Source organism: Streptomyces sp. NPDC026062, assembly GCF_055568375.1.
The window spans coordinates 38,127-59,227 of record NZ_JBVHOQ010000007.1 but is presented as its reverse complement, the minus strand read 5'-3'; the positions used below and the strand labels follow the sequence as shown (position 1 = coordinate 59,227).

18 protein-coding genes and 2 pseudogenes are annotated in these 21,101 nt (G+C 72.3%); 15 read left to right on the top strand and 5 right to left on the bottom strand.

The features are described 5' to 3' along the window. Complete coding sequence (locus tag ACZ4LX_RS08455) at positions 1–1,173, top strand: glycosyltransferase (RefSeq protein WP_467642327.1); 1,173 nt, start codon at positions 1–3, stop codon at positions 1,171–1,173. A 13-nt stretch (positions 1,174–1,186) separates the two neighbouring features. Here the strand turns inward: ACZ4LX_RS08455 and ACZ4LX_RS08450 are convergent, their stop codons facing one another. Next, the gene (locus tag ACZ4LX_RS08450; protein ID WP_467642593.1) at positions 1,187–2,539 is read right to left on the bottom strand and encodes a TerD family protein; all 1,353 of its coding nucleotides are present in this window, start codon (positions 2,537–2,539) and stop codon (positions 1,187–1,189) included. Positions 2,540–2,796: 257 nt separating this feature from the next. Here ACZ4LX_RS08450 and ACZ4LX_RS08445 point away from each other — a divergent pair, with 257 nt between their 5' ends. The 4 genes from ACZ4LX_RS08445 to ACZ4LX_RS08430 all read left to right on the top strand — a co-directional run bounded on the left by ACZ4LX_RS08445 (position 2,797) and on the right by ACZ4LX_RS08430 (position 7,503). Then, a complete protein-coding gene (locus tag ACZ4LX_RS08445; RefSeq protein WP_467642325.1) occupies positions 2,797–3,282 on the top strand; it encodes a DUF6643 family protein in 486 nt (161 codons plus the stop codon). A 77-nt stretch (positions 3,283–3,359) separates the two neighbouring features. Beyond that, positions 3,360–4,196, top strand: a complete 837-nt coding sequence (locus ACZ4LX_RS08440; RefSeq protein ID WP_467642323.1) for an MOSC domain-containing protein — start codon at positions 3,360–3,362, stop codon at positions 4,194–4,196. 118 nt (positions 4,197–4,314) lie between these two features. Beyond that, positions 4,315–4,920: an Rv1733c family protein gene (locus ACZ4LX_RS08435; RefSeq protein ID WP_467642321.1), complete on the top strand. Its 606-nt coding sequence runs from the start codon at positions 4,315–4,317 to the stop codon at positions 4,918–4,920. 150 nt (positions 4,921–5,070) lie between these two features. Next, positions 5,071–7,503, top strand: coding sequence for a right-handed parallel beta-helix repeat-containing protein (locus tag ACZ4LX_RS08430; RefSeq protein WP_467642319.1), 2,433 nt, complete (start codon positions 5,071–5,073; stop codon positions 7,501–7,503). Here ACZ4LX_RS08430 and ACZ4LX_RS08425 read toward each other — a convergent pair. Next, positions 7,476–9,847 (bottom strand): annotated as a pseudogene (locus ACZ4LX_RS08425) (hypothetical protein); the annotation flags it as partial. The gene ACZ4LX_RS08430 and the pseudogene ACZ4LX_RS08425 sit on opposite strands and share 28 nt — an antisense overlap. A 181-nt stretch (positions 9,848–10,028) precedes the next feature. Here ACZ4LX_RS08425 and ACZ4LX_RS08420 point away from each other — a divergent pair. The 4 genes from ACZ4LX_RS08420 to ACZ4LX_RS08405 all read left to right on the top strand — a co-directional run bounded on the left by ACZ4LX_RS08420 (position 10,029) and on the right by ACZ4LX_RS08405 (position 14,096). After that, positions 10,029–10,871, top strand: a complete 843-nt coding sequence (locus ACZ4LX_RS08420; protein WP_467642317.1) for a DeoR/GlpR family DNA-binding transcription regulator — start codon at positions 10,029–10,031, stop codon at positions 10,869–10,871. 53 nt (positions 10,872–10,924) lie between these two features. Further along, the gene (locus ACZ4LX_RS08415; RefSeq protein WP_467642315.1) at positions 10,925–11,377 is read left to right on the top strand and encodes an SRPBCC family protein; all 453 of its coding nucleotides are present in this window, start codon (positions 10,925–10,927) and stop codon (positions 11,375–11,377) included. A 120-nt stretch (positions 11,378–11,497) separates the two neighbouring features. After that, positions 11,498–13,507 carry a hypothetical protein gene (locus tag ACZ4LX_RS08410; protein ID WP_467642313.1) on the top strand — a complete coding sequence of 670 codons (2,010 nt, stop codon included), beginning with the start codon at positions 11,498–11,500 and terminating at the stop codon, positions 13,505–13,507. A 112-nt stretch (positions 13,508–13,619) separates the two neighbouring features. After that, entirely contained in the window at positions 13,620–14,096 is a 477-nt protein-coding gene (locus ACZ4LX_RS08405) for an SRPBCC family protein (RefSeq protein ID WP_467642311.1), read from the top strand. Between the two features lie 82 nt (positions 14,097–14,178). Here ACZ4LX_RS08405 and cds1 read toward each other — a convergent pair whose 3' ends face one another. Beyond that, positions 14,179–15,330 carry an L-cysteine desulfhydrase Cds1 gene (cds1, locus tag ACZ4LX_RS08400; RefSeq protein ID WP_467642309.1) on the bottom strand — a complete coding sequence of 384 codons (1,152 nt, stop codon included), beginning with the start codon at positions 15,328–15,330 and terminating at the stop codon, positions 14,179–14,181. A gap of 169 nt (positions 15,331–15,499) precedes the next feature. Between cds1 and ACZ4LX_RS08395 the strand changes: the two genes are divergently transcribed. Beyond that, positions 15,500–15,874 (top strand): hypothetical protein, encoded by a 375-nt coding sequence (locus ACZ4LX_RS08395; protein WP_467642307.1) that lies wholly within the window; start codon positions 15,500–15,502, stop codon positions 15,872–15,874. Between the two features lie 187 nt (positions 15,875–16,061). Then, positions 16,062–16,583 carry an ATP-binding protein gene (locus ACZ4LX_RS08390; RefSeq protein WP_467642305.1) on the top strand — a complete coding sequence of 174 codons (522 nt, stop codon included), beginning with the start codon at positions 16,062–16,064 and terminating at the stop codon, positions 16,581–16,583. A gap of 126 nt (positions 16,584–16,709) precedes the next feature. On the opposite strand, the gene ACZ4LX_RS08385 is transcribed toward ACZ4LX_RS08390, so the two are convergent. Beyond that, the gene (locus ACZ4LX_RS08385; RefSeq protein ID WP_467642303.1) at positions 16,710–16,991 is read right to left on the bottom strand and encodes an SHOCT domain-containing protein; all 282 of its coding nucleotides are present in this window, start codon (positions 16,989–16,991) and stop codon (positions 16,710–16,712) included. A gap of 201 nt (positions 16,992–17,192) precedes the next feature. Between ACZ4LX_RS08385 and ACZ4LX_RS08380 the strand changes: the two are divergent. From ACZ4LX_RS08380 to ACZ4LX_RS08365, 4 genes and pseudogenes are all read left to right on the top strand, one after another. Beyond that, positions 17,193–17,759 (top strand): annotated as a pseudogene (locus tag ACZ4LX_RS08380) (TetR family transcriptional regulator C-terminal domain-containing protein). A 40-nt stretch (positions 17,760–17,799) separates the two neighbouring features. Then, the gene (locus ACZ4LX_RS08375; protein ID WP_467642301.1) at positions 17,800–18,198 is read left to right on the top strand and encodes a (R)-mandelonitrile lyase; all 399 of its coding nucleotides are present in this window, start codon (positions 17,800–17,802) and stop codon (positions 18,196–18,198) included. A gap of 10 nt (positions 18,199–18,208) precedes the next feature. Next, positions 18,209–18,790 carry a DUF4865 family protein gene (locus ACZ4LX_RS08370; protein ID WP_467642299.1) on the top strand — a complete coding sequence of 194 codons (582 nt, stop codon included), beginning with the start codon at positions 18,209–18,211 and terminating at the stop codon, positions 18,788–18,790. Beyond that, positions 18,784–19,689 (top strand): phosphotriesterase family protein, encoded by a 906-nt coding sequence (locus ACZ4LX_RS08365; protein ID WP_467642297.1) that lies wholly within the window; start codon positions 18,784–18,786, stop codon positions 19,687–19,689. The genes ACZ4LX_RS08370 and ACZ4LX_RS08365 overlap by 7 nt, the downstream gene beginning before the upstream one ends. Before the next feature lie 103 nt (positions 19,690–19,792). On the opposite strand, the gene ACZ4LX_RS08360 is transcribed toward ACZ4LX_RS08365, so the two are convergent. Continuing rightward, positions 19,793–21,007 carry an ROK family protein gene (locus ACZ4LX_RS08360; protein ID WP_467642295.1) on the bottom strand — a complete coding sequence of 405 codons (1,215 nt, stop codon included), beginning with the start codon at positions 21,005–21,007 and terminating at the stop codon, positions 19,793–19,795. Between the last annotated feature and the right edge of the window lie 94 nt (positions 21,008–21,101).

Sequence of the window (21,101 nt, the reverse complement as noted above, 5' to 3'; positions counted from 1 at the left end):
ATGAGCGCCGTTGCCTGGATCGCCGTGGGTTCGCTGGTCGTGTGGGTGTGGCTGCTGCTGGGACAGGGGTTCTTCTGGCGGACCGACCAGCGGCTGCCGAGCCGCGCCGCCCCGGCGCACTGGCCCTCGGTCGCCGTCGTCGTGCCCGCGCGTGACGAGGCGGACATGCTCCCGGTGAGCCTGCCGTCGCTGCTGGCGCAGGACTATCCGGGCACCGCCGAGATCTTCCTGGTCGACGACTGCAGCAAGGACGGCACCGGCGATCTCGCCCGTGAGCTGTCCGTGCGGTGCGCGGGGCTGCCGGTCACCGTGGTGTCCCCCGGGGAACCCGAGCCCGGCTGGACGGGCAAGCTCTGGGCGGTCCGGCACGGGATCGCGCTGGCCCGGTCCCGGAATCCCGGGTACCTGCTGCTGACGGACGCCGATATCGCGCATGAGCCGGACAGTCTGCGGGAACTGGTGGCGGCCGCCGAGTCGGGCGGCTTCGACCTGGTCTCGCAGATGGCGCGGCTGCGGGTGAAGAGCGTCTGGGAACGGCTGGTCGTGCCCGCGTTCGTCTACTTCTTCTCGCAGCTCTATCCGTTCCGGTGGGTGAACCGGGCGGGGAAGCGGACGGCGGCCGCCGCGGGCGGATGTGTGCTGCTGCGGACAGAGGCGGCCGTACGGGCCCGGGTGCCGGAGTCGATCCGGCAGGCGGTGATCGACGACGTGTCGCTGGCGCGGGCCGTGCAGCGGAGCGGCGGGCGGATCTGGCTGGGGCTCGCGGAGCGGGTGGACAGCGTGCGGCCGTATCCGCACCTGGGCGACCTGTGGCGGATGGTCTCGCGGAGCGCGTACGCCCAGCTGCGGCACCGTCCGCTGGTGCTGCTCGGTACGGTGCTCGGGCTCGCGCTCATCTACCTGGCGCCGCCTGTGACGCTCGTGGCGGGGCTGCTGGGCGGCGATCCCCCGGCCGCCTGGGCCGGGGGGTCCGCGTGGGCGGTGATGGCCGGCACGTACATGCCGATGCTGGGGTACTACCGGCAGTCGCTGTGGCTCGCTCCGCTGCTGCCGTTCACCGCGCTGCTGTATCTGCTGATGACCGTCGATTCGGCGGTGCAGCACCACCGCGGCCGGGGTGCGGCCTGGAAGGGGCGTACGTACGCCCGTCCCGAGACCGCTCCGGATCAGTGAACGCCTTGCGGTCTCATTTGCGGCCGGGGGTCCAGTTCATGCCCCAGCCGTACGCCTGGTCGATGGTGCGCTGCGGGCTCACTCCGCGTTGCGGTACGAGATAGCGGGCTTCGCGCTGCACGGTGAGGTCGTTCCCGTTGTTGGTGATGAGGGCGAGCGCGCAGACCGTCGAGGGGACGGTGCATTCGTCGAGCGAGAAGTCGATCGCCGCGCCGTGCTGTGGCTGGAGGGTCACGGTCGCGTGCAGATCGGCGAAACTCCGGGCCCCTTCATAGATGGTGACGAAGATCAGGACCCGGCGGATCCTGGCCTTCTGGTCGAGGTTGACCGTCAGGTTCTCGCCTGAGGCCACGGCACCCGTGCGGTCGTCGCCGTCGAGCTGGATATAGGGCGGCTGCTGGAGAGCACCGAAGGCGTTTCCGAGCGCCTGCACCACTCCCTTGCGGCCGTCGGTCAGTTCGTAGAGGGCGCAGAGATCAAGATCGAGATCGGCGTGCTGTGCGACGGCCCTGCCGAGTTTGCTGCCCCACCCCTTGAACTGCTTGCGCACTTCCCAGTTGAGATTGACGCGCATGGCTCCCGAGGTGCCGCCCTGTTTCGCGAGCGAGACGGAGGGCGCGTCCTTCGTGAGTGTCACCTTGGTGAGGCGGACGGGCTGGGTGACCGGCGGGGCCGGGGGCGCGGGAGGGACCGGCGGGGCCATCGGGGCGGCATGGGCCGGCCGGGGGTACTGCGGCGGGGGCGGTGTGGCGGCGACCCGTGTTGCGGGGTGGGGCGGTTGGGCCTGCGGGGGCGTATGCGGCTGAGGTGCCTGCGGGGGCGGCTGCGGTTTGTCGACGGAGATCCCGAAGTCCGTGGCAAGCCCTTCGAGCCCGGTTCCGTAACCCTGGCCGACAGCCCGGAACTTCCAGGAGCCCTGGCGCCGGTAGAGCTCTCCCAGGATGAAGGCGGTCTCCACCGTGGCGTCGGTGCTGTCGAAACGCGCCAGTTCCGAGCCGTTGGCCGCGTCCGTGATCCGTACGTAGAGCCCCGTCACCCGGCCGAACGAACCGCCGTCGGCGGAGGCCGCCAGCACCACCCGGTCGACGGAGGGCTCCACCCTGGCCAGATCGACGGCGAGCGTGTCGGTGGCCGCTCCGGCAGTGGTCCGCTTGCCCTCGTGACGCACCGCTCCGGACGCGTGGGCCGGCTGGTTGTAAAAGACGAAGTCCGCGTCGCCGCGCACCTTTCCGGAGCCGAGGAGAAGGAGCGCCGAGGCGTCCACGTCCGGGGTTCCGGGGGCGGCGCGCCACCCCAATTCGACGCGCACGGCCTGAGCCGCCACTGGAACATTGGTTCCTTTTAGCATGGTCATGCTCGCCCCCATCGCGAGTCCGGCTGCCAAGACCTTTCCCGGTCAACCTAATGCCCGCCCCCTCACGAGACCCACATCGGTGCCCGCACGGCCCCGAAGACCTGCCGACACCCCCCCCGTGAACTCGCCTTTTACACGATCACTACGCCTCTGGGCGCCCCTTTTTCCCAAGTTCGCTCGCATTGGGGATAGCTGTTCACTCACAACACGTAAAACGACCCTCTTATCGGGCTCCCCAATCAGCACATCGTGGGCTTAACTTAGGTGCCATGACCTCCCCCCGCTCCACCTACGGCGGCGGCTACTACGCCTCGCCGTCGTTCCCCGACACTCCGATCTACGACTCCCTGGTCGCGGAGCGGGGCACGCCTCAGATCGCACCGATCCGAGTGCCCGCCGCCTATGACACCGGCAACAGCTACCTGCCGGCGCTGCCGTCGGCCCTGCCGGCTCTGCCCGCGGCACCCTCCCAGCCGAATCCGTCGTACGGCTACCAGCAGCCGATGGCGCAGCAGGGGTACACGCCGATGCAGCCGGCCCAGCTGCAGCACGCCCCGGCGCCGTACATCCCGCAGCAGCCGTCCGCGGGCCGCGGGGGTTACCAGTCGCCTCCGCAGTACCAGCAACCGCAGCGGCCCGCACCGGGCACCGGCTACGAGTCGATGCGCCCGGCGTCGCCTCGTCCCGCCCCCGCGCCCGCACAGTCCCCGTACGAGGATCCGTACAACCGCCCGTACCAGGGCCGGGGGTACTAGGAGGGTCCAGCACCCTCCGGGAACCGCCGCCCACCGGCAGCGAGGGGCCGCCGGGGAGCGGCTGGCAGGATGGGGGCATGCCCACCCCCGAACTGAGTGCCGTGCACATCCATCCGGTCAAATCGCTGGCCGCGTGCACCGTCGGTGAGGCCGTCGTCGAGCCATGGGGACTCGACGGCGACCGCCGCTGGATGCTGGTCGACGCCACGGGCAAGGTGGTCACGCAGCGTCAGCAGCCCCGTATGGCACTGATCTCCGCCACGCCCGGGCCAGGTGGCGGCATCGCGCTGGCCGCGCCAGGGAGCGCGGCGCTCACCGTGGAGGTCCCCGAGCCGCGGGCGACGATCGGCGTGGCGCTGCACCGCAGCCGGCTCGAAGTGGTCGAGGCCGCGCGGAGCGCGCACGCCTGGCTGGGCGAGTTCCTCGGCGTGGAGGTCAGGCTGGTGCATCTCGACGCGCCGGACCGGCGCAGGCTCATCAACCCCGACCACGCACGGCCGGGTGAGACCGTCAGCCTGGCCGACGGCTTTCCGCTGCTGCTCACCGCCCTCGCCTCACTCGACGCGTTGAACTCGCTCATCGAGCGCGGCGGTCACCCCGGCGAGGGGCCGCTGCCGATGAACCGCTTCCGGCCCAACGTCGTCGTGGCCGGTACGGCCGCGTGGGCGGAGGACGGCTGGAGCCGGCTCTCGATCGGCGACGTGACGTTCCGTGTGGTCAAGCCCTCCGCCCGCTGTGTCATCACCACGATCGACCAGCTCACCGCCCGCCGGGGCGCCGAGCCGCTGCGCACGCTCGCCCGGCACCGCCTGTCCGGCAAGGAGCTGCGCTTCGGCCAGAATCTGATCCCGGACACGACGGGCGTCATCCGGGTCGGGGACCCGGTGCGGATTCTGGGCCGAAACTCCAGATGACCGGGAACTCCCGGAGAAGCAGGGCGGGTTGACGGGTGAGGTTGCTCTCTCTTCGTCGCTCCGGCGCGCGGGGAGCGCCGTATCGGGTTATGACGGATACGGAAGGGGGTGCAGGACTGTGCGAACGCTCACGGGAGTCTGGCGCTGGCGGCACAATCCCCTGCGCCGCGCCACGGACAGGCGCGAGGCGTGGGTGGCTCTGGTGGCTTTTCTTCTGCTCGTGCTGGTGGCACCGCTGCTCGGCTGGTACTGCGGATCGCGGACCGACCAGGCACTGCAGGAGTCGGTACGGGCCCAGCAGGCGGACCGCCGGCTCACCACCGCCGTCGTGGTACGCCGCGTGGCCGACCGGCACCATGTGTCGGACCCCGAGGTCTCCACGGACCGAAGGGCTCAGACCACCGTGGTGGCCCGCTGGCACGCCGAGGACGGTACGGCGCGCAGTGCCACGGTGACGACCACCTCCCGCTCCACCGCGACGGGCGCGCAGGTGCGGATCTGGACGGACCGGGCGGGCAACCCCGCACTTCGCCCCATGGACGCGCCGACCGCGCACACCCATGCCGCGCTGGCCGGATTCGGTGCGGGAATGGCGGCCGTCCTGCTGATCGAGGGCGGGCGGCGCCTGATCGTACGGCGCATGGTGCGAGGACGGTACGAGCGGCTCGACCGGGCATGGGCCAGGGCCGGTCCGGACTGGGGCAGGACGGGCACCGGCAGCTGAAGACCTGCTGATCGGGTCAACTCCCGCCCTCCGCGCGCGCTACGGTGGACCGGCCCGCCCGTCTCTCCCTCGGGGGAATCGGGGTGACCGCCGCCGCGAGGCCGGTGGCACGGGCATCACACACGCACGAGGTGGGGGCACAACAGCGCCATGGCACAGGGCACGGTCCAGGTGACGCACACCGGAACATCGCGGTGGCGGCGCCGCACAGGCGAGTACGCCTCCCTCACCGCGGCTCTGGAAGCGGCGGCGGACGGTGACGTGCTCACCGTCGCGCCGGGCACCTACCGGGAGAATCTGGTCATCGCCCGCGCGGTGACGCTGCGCGGACCCGAGGGTTCCGTCGGTTCCGTGCGGATCGCGCCGGCCGACGGCGTCCCGCTGACCCTGCGCGCCTCCGCCGTCGTCCAGGACCTGCATGTGGAGGGCCAGGACTCCACCGCCCCGGCCCTGCTGGTCGAGGAGGGCGCCCCGGAGATCGCCGACCTGCGGATCGTGACCCGCTCGGCCGCCGGGCTGGAGGTGCGCGGTGCGGCCCGGCCCACCGTGCGCCGCTGCACCGTCGACAACCCGGCCGGCGTCGGCATGGCCGTACTCGACGGTGCGGGCGGCGTGTTCGAGGAGTGCGAGATCGTCTCGGCCGGGCAGTCGGGGGTCTCGGTGCGCAACGGGGCACACCCGCGGCTGGAGCGCTGCCGTGTCCATCACGCCTCGGGCGCGGGTCTGTCCGTCACGGGTGAGGGCAGCGGGCTCGAAGCGGTCGGCTGCGAGATCTACGAGATCAAGGGCAGCGGGATCCAGGTGTCCGCCCGCGCCTCGGCCCATCTCACCGACTGCACGGTGCACCGCACTTCGGCGGACGGCGTCACTCTGGACACCGACGCCGTGCTCACCCTGGCCGACTGCGACATCCACGACATCCCCGAGAACGCGGTGGACCTGCGGTCCCGCTCCGTTCTCACACTGACCCGCTCGACGGTGCGCCGGTTCGGCCGCAACGGGCTCTCGGTCTGGGACCCGGGCACCAGGGTCGACGCCAACCAGTGCGAGATCCACGACAGCACCGGCGACTATCCCGCGGTCTGGGTGAGCGACGGGGCCACCGTGATACTGGATTCCTGCCGCGTCCACGACGTGCCTGATGCCCTCTTCGTCCTCGACCGGGGCTCACGCGCCGACGTGGTGGACAGCGATCTGTGCCAGGTCCGCAACACGGCGGTGTCCGTCAGCGACGGGGCGACCGCACAGCTCGACGACTGCCGGATCCGGGAGGCGTCCACGGGCGCCTGGTTCCGCGACCACGGCAGCGGCGGGACCCTGAACAACTGCACCGTCGACGCCGTGCAGACCGGAGTGATCGTCACCAAGGGCGCCGATCCGACGATCGAACGCTGCACCGTCACCTCCCCCGCCGAGGCCGGTTTCTATGTGTCGGCCGAGGGCCGCGGCACCTTCCACAGCTGTCGGGTCACCGGCAGCGAGGGCTACGGCTTCCATGTGATGGACGGCTGCCGCACGACGCTGACACGGTGCCGCACCGAGCGGTGCGCCCGTGGCGGTTACGAGTTCGCGGAGGGCGGGGCCCACGGCGACGCCTCGGCCACCGGGCCGGTCGTGGAGGACTGCACCAGCGACGAGAGCGGTCTGCGTACCGCCCCTCCGCCGCCGCCGGCGGTCCTGACGGCCACCCAGTCGGCTCCGGGGCTGCTGGGCGCCGTCCCCGCGCCGCGCGCCGTGGAGCCCGTGGCGGTCGAGGTGCCGGCCGAGCCCGCGCGTACGTCCAAGGCGGTGCTCGGCGAACTGGACGCGCTGGTCGGCCTCGACAGCGTCAAGCGCGAGGTGCGCGCCCTCACCGACATGATCGAGGTGGGCCGCCGGCGTCAGCTCGCCGGTCTGAAGGCGGCCTCGGTCCGCCGCCATCTCGTCTTCACCGGCTCCCCCGGCACCGGCAAGACCACGGTGGCCCGGCTCTACGGGGAGATCCTGGCCTCCCTCGGGGTACTGGAGCGGGGGCACCTGGTCGAGGTGTCGCGGGTCGACCTGGTCGGCGAGCACATCGGCTCGACCGCCATCCGCACCCAGGAGGCCTTCGACCGGGCGCGCGGCGGGGTGCTGTTCGTCGACGAGGCATACGCCCTCTCGCCCGAGGATTCCGGCCGGGACTTCGGCCGGGAGGCGATCGACACACTGGTGAAGCTGATGGAGGACCACCGGGACGCGGTGGTCGTCATCGTCGCCGGTTACACCCATGAGATGGAGCGGTTCCTCACCGTCAACCCCGGTGTGGCGTCCCGTTTCTCACGGACCATCACCTTCAGCGACTACGAGCCCGGTGAGCTCCTGCGTATCGTCGAACAGCAGACGCGGGAGCAGGAGTACAGCCTGGCGTCCGGGACCGGTGAAGCGCTGCTGAAGTACTTCACCGAGCTTCCCAAGGGGCCCGCCTTCGGCAACGGCCGCACGGCCCGCCAGACCTTCGAGTCCATGGTCGAACGGCATGCCGGCCGCGTCGCGCAGCTTGCCGAGATGAGCACGGAGGACCTCACTCTGCTGTTCCCGGAAGACCTTCCGGAACTCCCCTGACACCTCGCCCCGGCTCGTCCGCCTGACGGGGCAGGACGGGGACGAGCCGTTCCAGGAGCGCGGCGCGCTCCTGGGCGAAGACGGGGTCCGCCTGGTAGTCGGAGTGCCCCAGCACCGGCTCGGGAAGCGGGTGTTCGGGGGTGCGGCCGTAGACCAGCGGATCCTTGAGCGGGCCCCGGTCCACCTCGGGCCCGGACTCCTCGCCGAGCCGCACCTCCCCGCCGATCGGGTCGGTGGCCCGCCACAGGTTGCGCCAGCAGTGCACCGACCGGTGCAGCCCGTGCAGCTGGACGGGCCCGAAGTAGGCCGGGAACCACCGCCCGTAGAGTCGCTCGATCGGCGAGCCGTAGGTGAGCAGGCCGACCCTGCGGCGAACCCCGGCGGGCAGCTGCCAGACCGCGGAGGCGGCCAGAACGCTGCCCTGGGAGTGGCCCGAGATGACGAGCCGGCCCCGGGTGCGCGCGGTCCAGCCGGACATGCGTGAGGCCAGATCGGGGACGGCGCGTTCCGCGTAGCAGGGCGGGGCGAAGGGATGTGCGGCACGCGGCCAGAACGTTCCCACGTCCCAGAGGATGCCGATGGTGCGCCGGGCGGACACGTCCCGGTACGCGCGCCGCCCGCAGGCGACGAAGAGCAGGAAGCCGAAGCCCACGAGCCAGGATCCGGTGGACTGCGCCGCCTCGGCCACCGATTCGACGAAGGGGCCGCTGCCCTCCATCGCGAGCCCGGGAACCTGCCCGCTCGTCCACGCCCCGGCCACCGCCCCCGCGCCGAGCAGCAGTGTGGCGCCGGAGACCAGGCCCAGCATGCCGGGTGCGGAGTCGGTGAGCGCGGCGGTGGCCCGGGTACTGGCGATCTGCTTCGTGCGCGCGGGGTCGGGCCGTGCCTCCTCGTACTCCGTATCGATCAGCGGTTCCAGCCGGCGGGCCGCACGGTAGGTGCGTATGCCGAGCACGAGGCCCGGCACCAGGAGCAGCACCAGCAGCACGGGGATGACGGAAGCCTGCCAGCTGAGGAGCACCGGCGGTCCCTCTATGAGGGCGCTGCGTCCCATACCCGGGCTGCCCGGACCGTCGAGCCAGTCCGCGACGCGCTGGGCCACCCCGCCCGTCATCACACCGCCGAGCGCGCAGGCGAGCATCGCGACGGCGGGGCCGCCGAGTCCGCGCAGCACGGTGCGCGGCTCGGGACTGCCCCGGTACAGGTTCAGCGAGACCGCGGCGAGTGCGACGACAAGGGCGCCCTGGGCGAGAGTGACGACGCTGAACATGACGTCACCGGGAAGCGTGCCGGCGGAGACCCAGTCGGGACGCGACCAGGCGGCGTGCAGCGCGGCGAGGGCGAGCAGGGCGAGGGCGGCCACCGGCAGGTACCTGACGACAGCGCGGTCGAGGCGGTTGTCCAGGCGCCGTTCGCTCCGTCCGCGCCTGCAGACCACCCAGAGCACGACGAGCGCCCCCGCCGCGAGCAGCACCTCGATCAGCGTCCCGGCCGCCTCGGGCACCGGTCCGGCGGCGGAACGGTCGTGCCGGGCGGCCGCGCCCGTGACGAAGACGGTGACGGTGAGGAATCCGGCCGCGGTGTGGGCGGCACGCAGCCGTGCGACGAGCCGGCGTCCGTACCAGAATCCGGGCCGTCCGAGCGCGGGCCGCAGCACGGGGGCCGGGTCCGTGCCGGGGGCCGGCCGCGGTACGTCCTCATCCGGATCCGTGCCGGTGAGCGGTCGCTGCGACTCGTACGCGCTCCAGGTCCGGTTGGACAGATACCACAGCAGTACCACCAGCGCGGTCGGCACCAGAGCGGCAAGGGCGAGGCGGCGGCCCGGCTGGGACCACCAGCCGCCCTGCGAGGCCGACAGGAACCCCAGCCAGGACCGCTGGTCGGAACAGTCCTGCTCGCCCGCGCACTGCCAGGCGGTCAGATCGAGCGCGACCTCGCAGACGGCGGCGGTCAGCAGGACCGTGAGGCTCAGCGCGACGAGCCTCACGAGCAGGCCGTACAGCCGGATCGCGCGGGGGCGGCGCGTGGCGGCCGGACGCATCCAGTGGGCGAGGTTGATCACCATGAACGGGAGCAGCAGGAGCCACAGCGCACGGGAGCCGTTGCCGGACGTCAGGTTGGACCAGCAGTACGCCTCGGCGATGGGCCGGTCCCGGTAGCGATCGGGGTGGGCTTCCGCGTCGAGGTCGCCCGGACGCCGGTAGATGGCGGCGGTGGCGTCACCGGTGACCCGGACGGTGCGCGGATCGACGAGCATCTCCTGGGGCGTCGCTCCGCCCACGCCGTGGACCAGCAGCTCCAGTGCGGGCCCTTCGCTCTGTGGGGCCGGGGTGGCAGATGGCACGGGTGACTCGCTCTCGGAGGTGGGACGCGGCTGATGCCCGGTCACCAGAGTGAAGGAGGGACCCGGGTGCACGCTTCGCTCTTACGGAATCTCCCCAGTGCGGCGGCCTGCGACACCGCGTGGCAGGATGAGCCGTCGGCATGGGCTGCCGCACGGCCAGAGGGAAGGACAGGGCACAGCGTTGAGCGAGAATCAGAATCTGCTCGCGGAACAGCGGCGTGCGCTGATCCTCGACGAGGTGCGCAGACGCGGCGGCGTCAGGGTCAACGAACTGACCAGGAGACTCAACGTCTCGGACATGACCGTCCGCCGGGACCTGGACTCGCTGGCCCGCCAGGGTGTCGTCGAGAAGGTGCACGGCGGCGCGGTGCCCGTGGTCGAGGCGAGTACACACGAACCCGGCTTCGAGGCGAAGTCGGCGCTCGAACTGAGCGCGAAGGAGGACATCGCGCGGGCCGCCGCCGCGATGGCCGTGCCCGGCAGCGCCATCGCCCTCTCCGGCGGTACCACCACCTACGCCCTGGCCCAGCATCTGCTGGACGTGCCCGACCTCACGGTGGTGACCAACTCGGTGCGGGTCGCGGACGTGTTCCACGCGGCGCAGCGTCCTGGCTCGGCCGGCTCGCGGCCCGGGGCCGCGACCGTGGTGCTCACCGGTGGGGTGCGGACCCCGTCCGACTCGCTGGTCGGCCCCGTCGCCGACCGGGCGATCGCCTCGCTCCACTTCGATGTGCTCTTCCTCGGTGTGCACGGGATCTCGGTGGAGGGCGGGCTGTCCACGCCGAATCTGGCGGAGGCCGAGACCAATCGCCGTTTCGTCCAGTCGGCGCGGCGGGTGGTGGTGGTCGCGGACCACACCAAGTGGGGGACGGTGGGCCTGAGTTCGTTCGCCGCCCTGGATCAGGTGCACACGTTCGTCACGGACGCGGGGCTGTCCGGGGGTGACCGCGAGGAGATCGAGGAGCACCTTCCGGGTCTCGTGGTGGCGGGCCGGAGCGCGGACGGCGCGCCGGCCCAGAACTGAGCTGCGGATTCCGCTCAGCTCGCGCCGGGGCCGTGACGTCCTAGGATCGGCCTGTGGCCGTCTTCCGGATCGAGCGCTTCACCCCTCTGCCCGCAGTCGAGTCCTGGCGCCGGGTGACGGACTGGGAGCGGCACGCCGCACATGTCCCCCTGACGACGATCACGGTGCCCACCGGGCCGCCGACCCGGACCGGAACGGTTTTCGTGGCCCGTACGGGGATCGGCCCGTTGTCGTTCGACGATCCGATGGAAGTGGTGCGCTGGTCACCGCCGGCAGGCAGCCGGGCCGGGTTGTGCCGGCTGGAGAAGCGCGGCGGGGTGGTGCGGGGACGGGCCTCGATCGATGTGTATCCCACCCATACCGGCTCCCATGTGGTCTGGGTGGAGGAGCTGAGTGTGCGGCTGCTGCCGCGGTGGGGCGATCCGCTGATCGCCGGTGCGGGACGGCGGGTCTTCGGCCGGGTGCTGGACTCCGTGCTCGACCGGCCGGCGCAGCCCTTCGGCTGACCGCGCGGGTACCTCTCCAGGTCCCGCCGCAGGGCCGTGAACAGGTGATGTGACCGTCACACGATCGAGTCGTTTGTCGGTGTGAAGGATTTCGCCCACGGCTCAGAAGGCTCCGAACTCATGCCGATCCACCAACCTCAGCAGCGGTCCACCGTCAGCGGCGGCGAACGACCGGGTGTTCAACAGGTCGAGGCCGCTCTCATGGAGCACTACCCACGCCTCGTACGCCTCGCCTATCTGGTGCTGCCACCCTCGCTCGGCCGGCACCGCCGGGTGCTGGCGGCGCACGCCGCGGTGCAGCACGCGCTGCCCGGGGCGCGCAGCACGCCCGAGTTCCCCGCGCCGGCGCGGGTACCGGCCCAGGCCCGTGACACCTCGCACTCCCCGGCCGCGGACGGCCCCGCCTCCACATACGCGTGGATGCGGCTGCGGGTGCTGCGGACCGCGCTGGCCCACGAGCGACGGCCGCGCTGGTGGCCGGGCAGGCTCCCGGCGCCCGCGGCACTGCGGCCGTCGCTCCCGGCCGTCTGGGGCCTGCGACTCTTCCCGCAGGCCGGTGGAGCGGCCGAACTCGCCCTGGACCAGGCGATGTCGGCCGTGTCTGCTGCCGTGAGGGCCGCGTTCGGGCTGCGGTTGCTGGAGGGGCTGGACGGGCCCGCGACGCACTCGCTGCTGGCTCGGGCGGGGGCATCCGATCCGGCAGGTGCGGTGCGCGCGGCGGCGCGGCTCGGGGAGGCCGAGGGCGCGGGCGCCGGGGGGCTGCTTCGTTCCGGAGAGTTCGACCCGTGTGTACTGCAGACGCGTCCGAGCGACCTTCTGCGGCGCAGGCACCGGATCCGGGTGGTGGCGGTGACAGCGGCACTGTGCGTGGTGGCCGGGGGGTTCGCGGTGACGGCCCGGGAGCAGATGGCGGAGCCGTCGTCCGCCGGATCGAGCGCGCCGAGCGGCTTCGCGCCCGCTCTCGATCCGGCAGCGCTCCTGCGGACCGCGGCCGAGGAGTGGGCCGACACCTCACGCATCGACTTCACCGCCTGGCCCGCCCGGGGCGACCGAACCGAGGACCGGGCCCTGCTCGGCCGGGCGCTGCGCGCCTGGGGCGGCGCTCCCGGTGTCACCGTCTCGGCCACGCCCGGCACCCTTGAGGTGCCCCCGGCCCAGCCGCCTCAACTCCTCTACGCGGGCGAGGTGGACGACGCCGCGGTGGTGCTGTTCCACGACCGGGGCGTCCGGGTGGTGCGGTATGCCGAGCCGCTGTCGGGATCGGGCGGCGCGGCGCTGGACTTCGCGCGCACGGACGACGCCGATGTGACGACCGGTGCGGCGGTGGTCGTCAGCCGCAGCGGGGAGCGGGCCCGGTTCCTGCTGGCTCCCTGGATCGCACGGACCACGACGCGCGACCTGCTGGCTCCCGACACCCGGGCGCGCGGGCTGAAGGTGGCAGCGGACGGGGTCACCGCCGCGGTGCCCCGTGCGGCGGCGGGCGGCAGCTGCGACACCTGGCCGGTGCTCCAGTTGCAGTCGTCGGCGCGCATCGTGGAGAACCACGCCTTCCTCCTCACCGATCTGGGTGACCTCGCGCCGGTACATCTCACGTACACCCCGAGGCCGTCCGGTGGCGCGCCCGCGCGCCAGCCGCGAGAGGCGACGAGCGGCCCCGCTCTGCTGACGTGGGCGCGCACCGCCTGTGCGCTGGAGGCGCTGCGCGGCACGGGCATCCGCGCGGTCAACAACTGGGACTTCGCCGAGCAGCGGCTGCCCGGGTCGGGCGCCGCGGCGCAGTGGATCTGTACCCGCGCCGACACCTGGCAGGGCCCCGGACGTGTTCTGGTGCAGTTCCTGCCGCCCGCGACCTCGCTCACCGCTCGGGCGACGGTGGTGGCGGACGAGCGGGACACGGCACGGTGCAGCCGCTTCGGTCAGCATGTGCTGGCGACGACACGCTGGCGTGCCCCCTCCGGGCAGTGGTACGTGCTGGCCGCGGGAAGTCGCGCGGTACAGCGGATCGAGACCGCGGGGGCGGTGCGCGAACGGCGCGACGGTACGACGCTCGCGGTCCGGGCTCCACGCGATGCGGCGGTGCGGGTGACGGGGAGGCTGAAGGAGGGCGACTCGCTCACGCCGGTGCGCTGAGTTCGGTGCGTCGCCGCCGCGATCCGGTTGTGCCGCGTGCGGCGACTTCTGGCCGTGTGCCCGCTAGGGTGTGCGCGGCCAGTCCGCCGCCACCGCACGGGAGGTGCGTTCCATGGCACGTCGGCTTCGTTCCGTCGGACTCGACTTCGTCGAGTCCGCTCCGCTGCGGCTGGTCTTCGCCGCCGAGGTGTCCGCCCCGCCCGATGTCGTCTACCGCGCCCTGGCCGAGGACATCGAGGGCTGGCCGGGCTGGTTCACACAGGTGACGGCGGCGCTCCCGCTCGACGGCGGGGCAGGGCGCGAGGTGCGGCTGCGGGGCGGGATCGCGTTCCGGGAGACCGTCGTGGCCACCGATCCGGGCGAGCGGTACGCCTACCGGGTGGACCGGTCCAACGCCCCCGGTCTGCGGGCACTGTTGGAGGAGTGGCAGCTGACTCCGGCGGGGACCGGCACGCGGGTGCAGTGGACGTTCGCCGCCGACGGCTCCACCGTGTTCCGGTTCACCCTGCGGCGGGCCCGGTCGGCCGTCGGGCGGTCGTTCCGGGAGGCGGTGGGCAATCTCGACCGCCGGCTCGCCTCGGCCGCCTGAGGACCGCTGACCCCCGGCGGGGCCGACACGACGGCTGCCCCGGGTGGGGCCGGCGCGCGCCCGGCCCCGCCCGTCCGGCGCGTCAGGCCGTCTCCCCTTCCCGGCCGGGCCAGTTACCGGTCGACAGGAAGCCGTCGATGGTCCGCGTGTAAGGGTCGATGTCCAGGCCCTGGGCGGCCAGCCAGGAGTCGGAGTAGTACTTGTCGAGATAGCGGTCGCCCGGGTCGCAGATCAGCGTGACGATGCTGCCGGTGCGGCCTTCGGCGACCATCTCCGCGACCAGCTTGAAGGCGCTCCACAGCCCGGTGCCGGTGGAACCGCCCGCCTTGCGGCCGATGGACCGCTCCAGGGCTCGCACGGCCGCGACGCTGGCCGCGTCGGGGACCTTCATCATCCGGTCGATGGCGCCCGGCACGAAGCTCGGCTCCATCCTCGGCCTGCCGATGCCCTCGATGCGGGAGCCGCAGTCGCTGGTCGCGTGCGGGTCGTGGTTCGTCCAGCCCTCGAAGAAGCAGGAGTTCTCCGGATCGGGCACACAGATGCGGGTGTCGTGCTGCATGTAGTGCACGTACCGCGCGATGGTCGCCGAGGTGCCGCCGGTCCCCGCCGTGGCGACGATCCAGGCGGGCTCGGGGTACCGCTCCAGCCTGAGCTGCTGGTAGATGGACTCCGCGATGTTGTTGTTGCCCCGCCAGTCGGTGGCCCGCTCGGCGTAGGTGAACTGGTCCATGTAGTGACCGCCGGTCTCCTCGGCGAGCTCGGCCGACTCCTCGTAGAGCTTGCGCGAGTCGTCGACGAAGTGGCAGCGGCCACCGTGGAATTCGATGAGCCGGCACTTCTCGGGGCTGGTGGTACGGGGCATCACCGCGATGAACGGGACGCCGATCAGCTTGGCGAAGTACGCCTCCGACACGGCGGTCGAGCCGCTCGACGCCTCGATCACGGGCTTCCCGGGACGGATCCAGCCATTACAGAGCCCGTAGAGGAACAGCGACCGGGCCAGCCGGTGCTTGAGGCTGCCGGTGGGGTGCGTCGACTCGTCCTTGAGGTAGAGGTCGATGCCCCAGCTCTCGGGCAGCGGGAATCGCAGCAGATGGGTGTCGGCGGAGCGGTTGGCGTCGGCCTGGACCTTGCGGACGGCCTCCTTGAGCCAGGCCCGGTACGTCAGATCGGTGCGGTCGATGTCGACGGTTGCCACGGCTTCGCCGTCGTTTCTGTGCTCACTCGTACCCATCAGCGCGCCTCTCCTCGTACGACCCGTCTCGGCGAGCCCCACGATATGCCTCCTACCTGGGCAAACATTGCCTTTGATACCCCATAGCCCTGCCTTGGTGCCACGGAGCGCGACCGGCGGACAGGGGCGTCGGGAATGGCCATGTGCGTCCCGTTCCGCCCTGGTGCAGATGCCCCTGGATGTGCACACTTCCTCTCAGGGGTGCGATGAAGGGGGCGAAGGAACCGTGCACGAAGCGGAGTTCAGCGAGACGGGTGTACGCATCGACCGGTGGGCGCGCTCGCTCACCAGGGCCGGGCAGGTCACCGTCAAGGACGGCCGGGTGGCCCTGCTCACCAGCTACGGCGTGGAGATCGACAGTGCGCCGGCGGGGACGGTGAGCGCGGGCAGACCCTGGTTCGCGGGTGAGGACGCGACCGTGGCGCGGGTCAACGGCACGCGGTACCGGCTGACGATGCAGCGGCGCAGAGGCAAGCCCGATGGCGCCGCCCCCGCGCACCGTTTCCTCGAAGCCGTGCGCAGGGCGGGGGGCCGGCGGGACTGAGGGGACGGCGCCATGGGGACACCGCGAGTTGCGGAGCCGTGACAGCTGGGCGACATTGGAGACACGTCACTCATGGTTCACCGGCGGTGACACTGCGATCCAGGCCGCCGGGCCAGAATCGGCGGCCAGCCATCTGCTGGATCCGTTCCTTCGTCTTCTTCCGGACCTACTTCGGGGAGTCGCAGCCGTGATCAGCGAGCCAAGCAGGCACTGCACGGTGGAGCTCCAAGCCCTGCCGTCGCGGATCGGTCAGGTCCGCAGAATCATCTCGGCGCAATTGCGCTACTGGCACCTCGATCCTCTGATCGACCAGGCAGCGCTCGGCGTCACAGAACTGCTGACCAATGTCCACCGGCACGCACAGCCGGACAAGTCGTGCACCGTCGAGGTCGAGTTGCTGCTCGAACGGCTGACGGTGTCCGTCCATGACCACGACCCACGCATGCCGACCGTGCGCGAGGCCAGTGACTCCAGTACGTCGGGGCGCGGGCTCGCACTGATTGCCGCGGTCAGCGAGAGCTGGGGCGTACGCCCCCGGGGCGGCGCCGGGAAGGTCGTCTGGTTCACCCTTCCCACGCCCTCCCTGTTCGCCACGCAGCCGCCGCACGCACTGTACGGGGCCACGACCGACGGGCCGTTCGAGCTGAGCGGCATCACCGCGACGGAGGGCGTGCCGCCTTCCTCGGCACGGTCGGTGGTCGTCGGCTGACGCGGCGGGAGCGGGGCACGGCTACGCCGTGCGCCCCGCTCCTGTCGTGCGGTTGCCGCCGGCCTGCCGTGCGGCTTGCCGCCGGACGGGCCTTGTCCGGGGCGACGGCGGCCCGCCACCGCGCGGTCATCCCGCACCACCTCTGCCGAGGGTGCCGAACTGCTCGTCGAGGACGGACAGGCGGCGCCAGTACTCGTCCTCGTCGATCTCCCCGGTGGCGAAGCGCCGCCCGAGCAGGGTGACCGGTGAGGCCTCGGCAGGACCGCTCCGCTCCGGGCGGGTCCGCCAGGGGCCGTGCCGGACAGTGCGTCGCAGGACGGCGACGACGGCGAAGACGACGGCCGCCCAGACGAGCGGGAAGAGAAGGACCCACGGTCCGGGGCCACCGTCGAAGGCCAGGGTGTTCATCTCGGTCAGCTCCTCGGTTCACGGTGCGGATGCACGCTTTTGCGACACCACCGAGCCTGGCGCCCCAAGGGGGTCCGCGTCGTCGTACGGCCGGCGGCCGTACGCGTACCCCGCCGGGAGCAGACGGAGGCGCCGCCCCTGCTCCCGCCCGCCGGACGACAGGGCTCAAACTCTGTACCTATTAGTATGTGCAGTGATCACATGAGAACTTCGGACCGGCCGATCGAAGCCACGGGGGAGCTCCGGCGGGAGCGCGGTTACGTGCTCACCCAGCCCCAAGGCCCTCCAGCAGCACGCGGGCGCGGGCAGCATGTGCCACTGCTTCGCCGGCAAGCCGGATCCGGCCCTGACCGCTTTCCGCCGCACGGCCGAGGAGTTGCGCGCCACGGCGGGCCGGACGCCGGACACGCCCGGGTCGGCGTACGAGCGGATCTCGGGCCATCTCCTGCGCGAGCGCGATGTGCTGCGCGGCTGTCCGGTGGGGCGGCTGACGACGGCCCCGGAGGTCATCGCCGGCGATGACCTCCGGGAACCCGTCGAGCGGACGATCGCCTGGCTGTCGCGGACGGCTCGGTGAGATCGTCCAGGAGGGCCAGGAACAAGGCGAGTTCGACCTCTCAATGGTGCCCGACGACGTCGCGGCGACGATCGTCGCGACCGGACGGGGCGGCTTATGCGCCGGCCCGCGCCTCGGGCTCGACGGACGCCTTCGACGCGGCCGTCCGCGGACCGCTGACGCTGCTCGCCCCTCGTACAGAAGCTTCCTGACCCCCTGCCCCACATCATCCGCACAAGGAGCACCTCGCACATGCGTATCACCAGGAACCGGCCCGACACGCAGGCCGGACCGGCCGGGCACTTCAATGGATTCGTCTGGATCGACGAGCTCGCGTCGCCCGAACCGCCCTCCAGGCTGCGGCTTTTCAGTGTGCACTTCGCACCGGGCGGTCACACCGGCTGGCACACCCACCCGCACGGCCAGGTCCTCCACGTCACCGAGGGTGAGGGCCTGATTCAGAGCAGGGGCGGGCCGGTGGAGGCGATCCGGGCGGGCGACACGGTGTGGACGGAGCCGGGCGAATGGCACTGGCACGGCGCGGCGCCCGGCACCTTCATGACCCATCTCGCCCTCGTCGAAGCGGCTGAGGACGGCAGCACGATCCACTGGCACAGCGAGGCCCATGTCCCCGAGTATCCGGAAGCCTGAGGAGCGCACGATGCACGCGATGCAGTACGAGATCACGCTGCCCGCCGATTACGACATGGGCATCATCCGCGACCGGGTAGCGACTCGGGGCCACTTCACGGACCCCCTCCCGGGGCTCGGCATCAAGGCGTATCTGATGCGGGAGCGCGGCGAGAACTCCCCGGTCAGCCAGTACGCGCCCTTCTATCTGTGGACCTCGTCCGAGGGCATGAACTCCTTCCTCCGGGGACCTGGATTCCAGGGCCTGGTCCAGGACTTCGGGCGTCCCGAGGTGCAGCACTGGAGCGGCCTGTCGTACGAGCGGGGCACCTCGTCAGAGGCGCTCCCCCGCTCGGCCACCCGCCTCCGCACACCCGTTCCGCTCTCGGACGCTCCGGCGGACGCGGTCGACGCCGCCCTGGAGGAGAGCCGGCGGCTCGCGAAGTCGCCCGGCGCGGTGGCCACGGCCCTGGCCCTCGACCCCCGCCACTGGGAACTGCTGCACTTCACGCTCTGGGACCACCCGGCGCCGCGCGAGCCCGGCGACCGTTACGAGGTGCTTCGTCTCAGCGGTCCGGAGCAGGGGCGGCTCGGGACGGAGCGCCGGTGGTAGCCGCGGTCCGCACCGTCCTCGGAGACATCCCCGCAGACGGTCTCGGGGTGTGCGACGCCCATGACCATCTCTTCCTGCGCAGCCCCGTGCTGCCGGGCCAGGAGCTCGACGATCCCGCGGCCGCGGCCGGACGGCTGCGCGCCTTCGGCGGGTTCGGTGGCCGGTCAGTGGTGCAGTGGACGCCGTACGGCATGGGACGCCGGGCCGATCTGCTGGCGGATCTCTCCCGTTCCACGGGTGTGCAGGTGGTGGCGGCGACCGGTCTGCATCAGGCCGTGCACTACCCGGCCGCGCTGCTCGGACGGATCCGGGACGGTCTCGCCTCGCTGTTCGTCTCCGAGCTGACCGTCGGGATCGGCTCCACAACGGTGCGGGCAGGGCTGATCAAGGTCGCCGGCGCCTTTCACACGGTCGACGCCCACGCCCGGCTCACCATGACGGCGGCCGCCGAGGCGCATCACCGTACGGGCGCGCCGATAGCCGTCCATCTGGAGCTGGGCACGGCCGCGCCGGACGTGCTCGACCTGCTGTGCGGCACGTTGGGCGTCCCGCCGCACCACGTGGTCCTCGGCCATCTCGGCCGCTCGCCCGACAGCGCCGCCCATCTGGAGGTGGCGCGGGCCGGGGCGTTCCTCGCGTTCGACGGTCCGTCGCGGGCCCACCATGCCACGGACTGGCGGCTGCCCGAAGAGCTCGCGGCGCTGGCCGGGGCAGGCTTCGGAGGGCAGTTGCTGCTGGGCGGTGACACCACCGTGCCGGAGACTCCGGGCATGCCGCACCTGCTGCACCGGCTGCGGCCCCGGCTGACGGAGGTGCTGGGGGCCCGGACAGTGGAGGGGATGCTGGTCGCCAACCCCGCGCGGGCGTTCGCGTTCGAGGCACCGGCGCGGGCCGTCTGACGGGCGGGCCGTCCGGCGCCCGTACTGCCTGGCGGATGTGCTGTCTGACGGGCGCCCGCACCGTCCGGCGGGCGAGCTCGGATCGGCGGCCTGCCGCCCGGCCTCAGGCGAGCGCGCCCAGCGGGTCGTCCAGTACCGGCTGCCAGGCCAGCTCCGCCGCCCCGACCAGGCTGTTGTGATCGAGGGTGCAGGGCAGGATCGGCACGCTTCCGCTGCGTCCCCACAGGCTGCGGTCCGCCACCACCGCGCGCAGCCGTTCCGGGTCGGCGTCCAGCAGGGCCCGGTGCAGACCACCGAGGATGATGCGGTCGGGGTTGAGGATGTTGACGAGTCCGGCGAGCCCGAGGCCCAGCCGGTCGATCAGCTCCTCCGCGGCGTTGCGCACCGCCGGGTCGCCGTACTCGTTGCGCAGCAGGTCCCCGGACTGCTTGAGCAGTGACTCCGCGGGGCCGGGGGCGCGTCCGGCCGCGGTGAGGAAGGCGAGCGGGTCGGTCTCGACGTCGAGACAGCCGCGACCGCCGCAGTGGCAGGGGCGGCCCTCGGGATTGACCGTGAGATGGCCGACTTCCAGGGCGAGGCCCGAACTCCCGGTGTGCAGGCGGCCGTCCAGGACGAGCGCGCCGCCGACACCGCGGTGGCCGGTGGCGACACACAGCAGGTGCTGGGCTCCGCGCCCGGCTCCGTGACGGTGCTCGGCGAGCGCGGCGAGGTTGACGTCGTTTCCGGTGAACGCCGGTCCGGTGATGCCCGCTTCGCGCACGCATGTGGCGAAGATCTCGCGGACCGGGGCGCCGGCGGGCCAGGCGATGTGGAGCGGATTGAGGGCGGTACCCTCCGGCTCGGCGACGGCCGACGGCACCGCGAGGCCCGCCCCGACGCATCGCAGGCCGCTGTCGCGGAGCAACCGTGCGCAGTCGTCGACGACTTCACCGATGACCTGGGCGGGATCGGCCGTGATGGTGACACAGCCGGGAGCGGTCGCGACGAGCCGTCCGCCGAGCCCGACCAGCGCGGCCCTGAATCCGTCCGCGTGGACCTGGGCGGCGAGGGCCACCGGCCCGGACTCGCGCACGGCCAGCCGGTGCGAGGGCCGTCCCTGCGAGCCGGCTGCCGAGCCGGGGCTGGAGTCGACCCGGATCAGGCCGAGGGCCTCCAGCTCCGCGGCGACCGCCCCGGCGGTGGCACGGGTGACGCCCAGCTCGGAGGTGAGGACGGCGCGGGTGGGCGCGCGTCCGGTGTGGACCAGCTCCAGCGCGGGTCCGAGGGCGCTGCGGCCCCTCTCCAACTTCGTCCGGGTGGTGGTCCCCTTGCCGTTCATGGGGGCGAGTCTCCCATGATCCGGAGGTGGTACGGACGCCATGGCACCCATCCCCTCCCCCGCGCTGCCTGGCTCCACGGCGCCGGACAGCAGG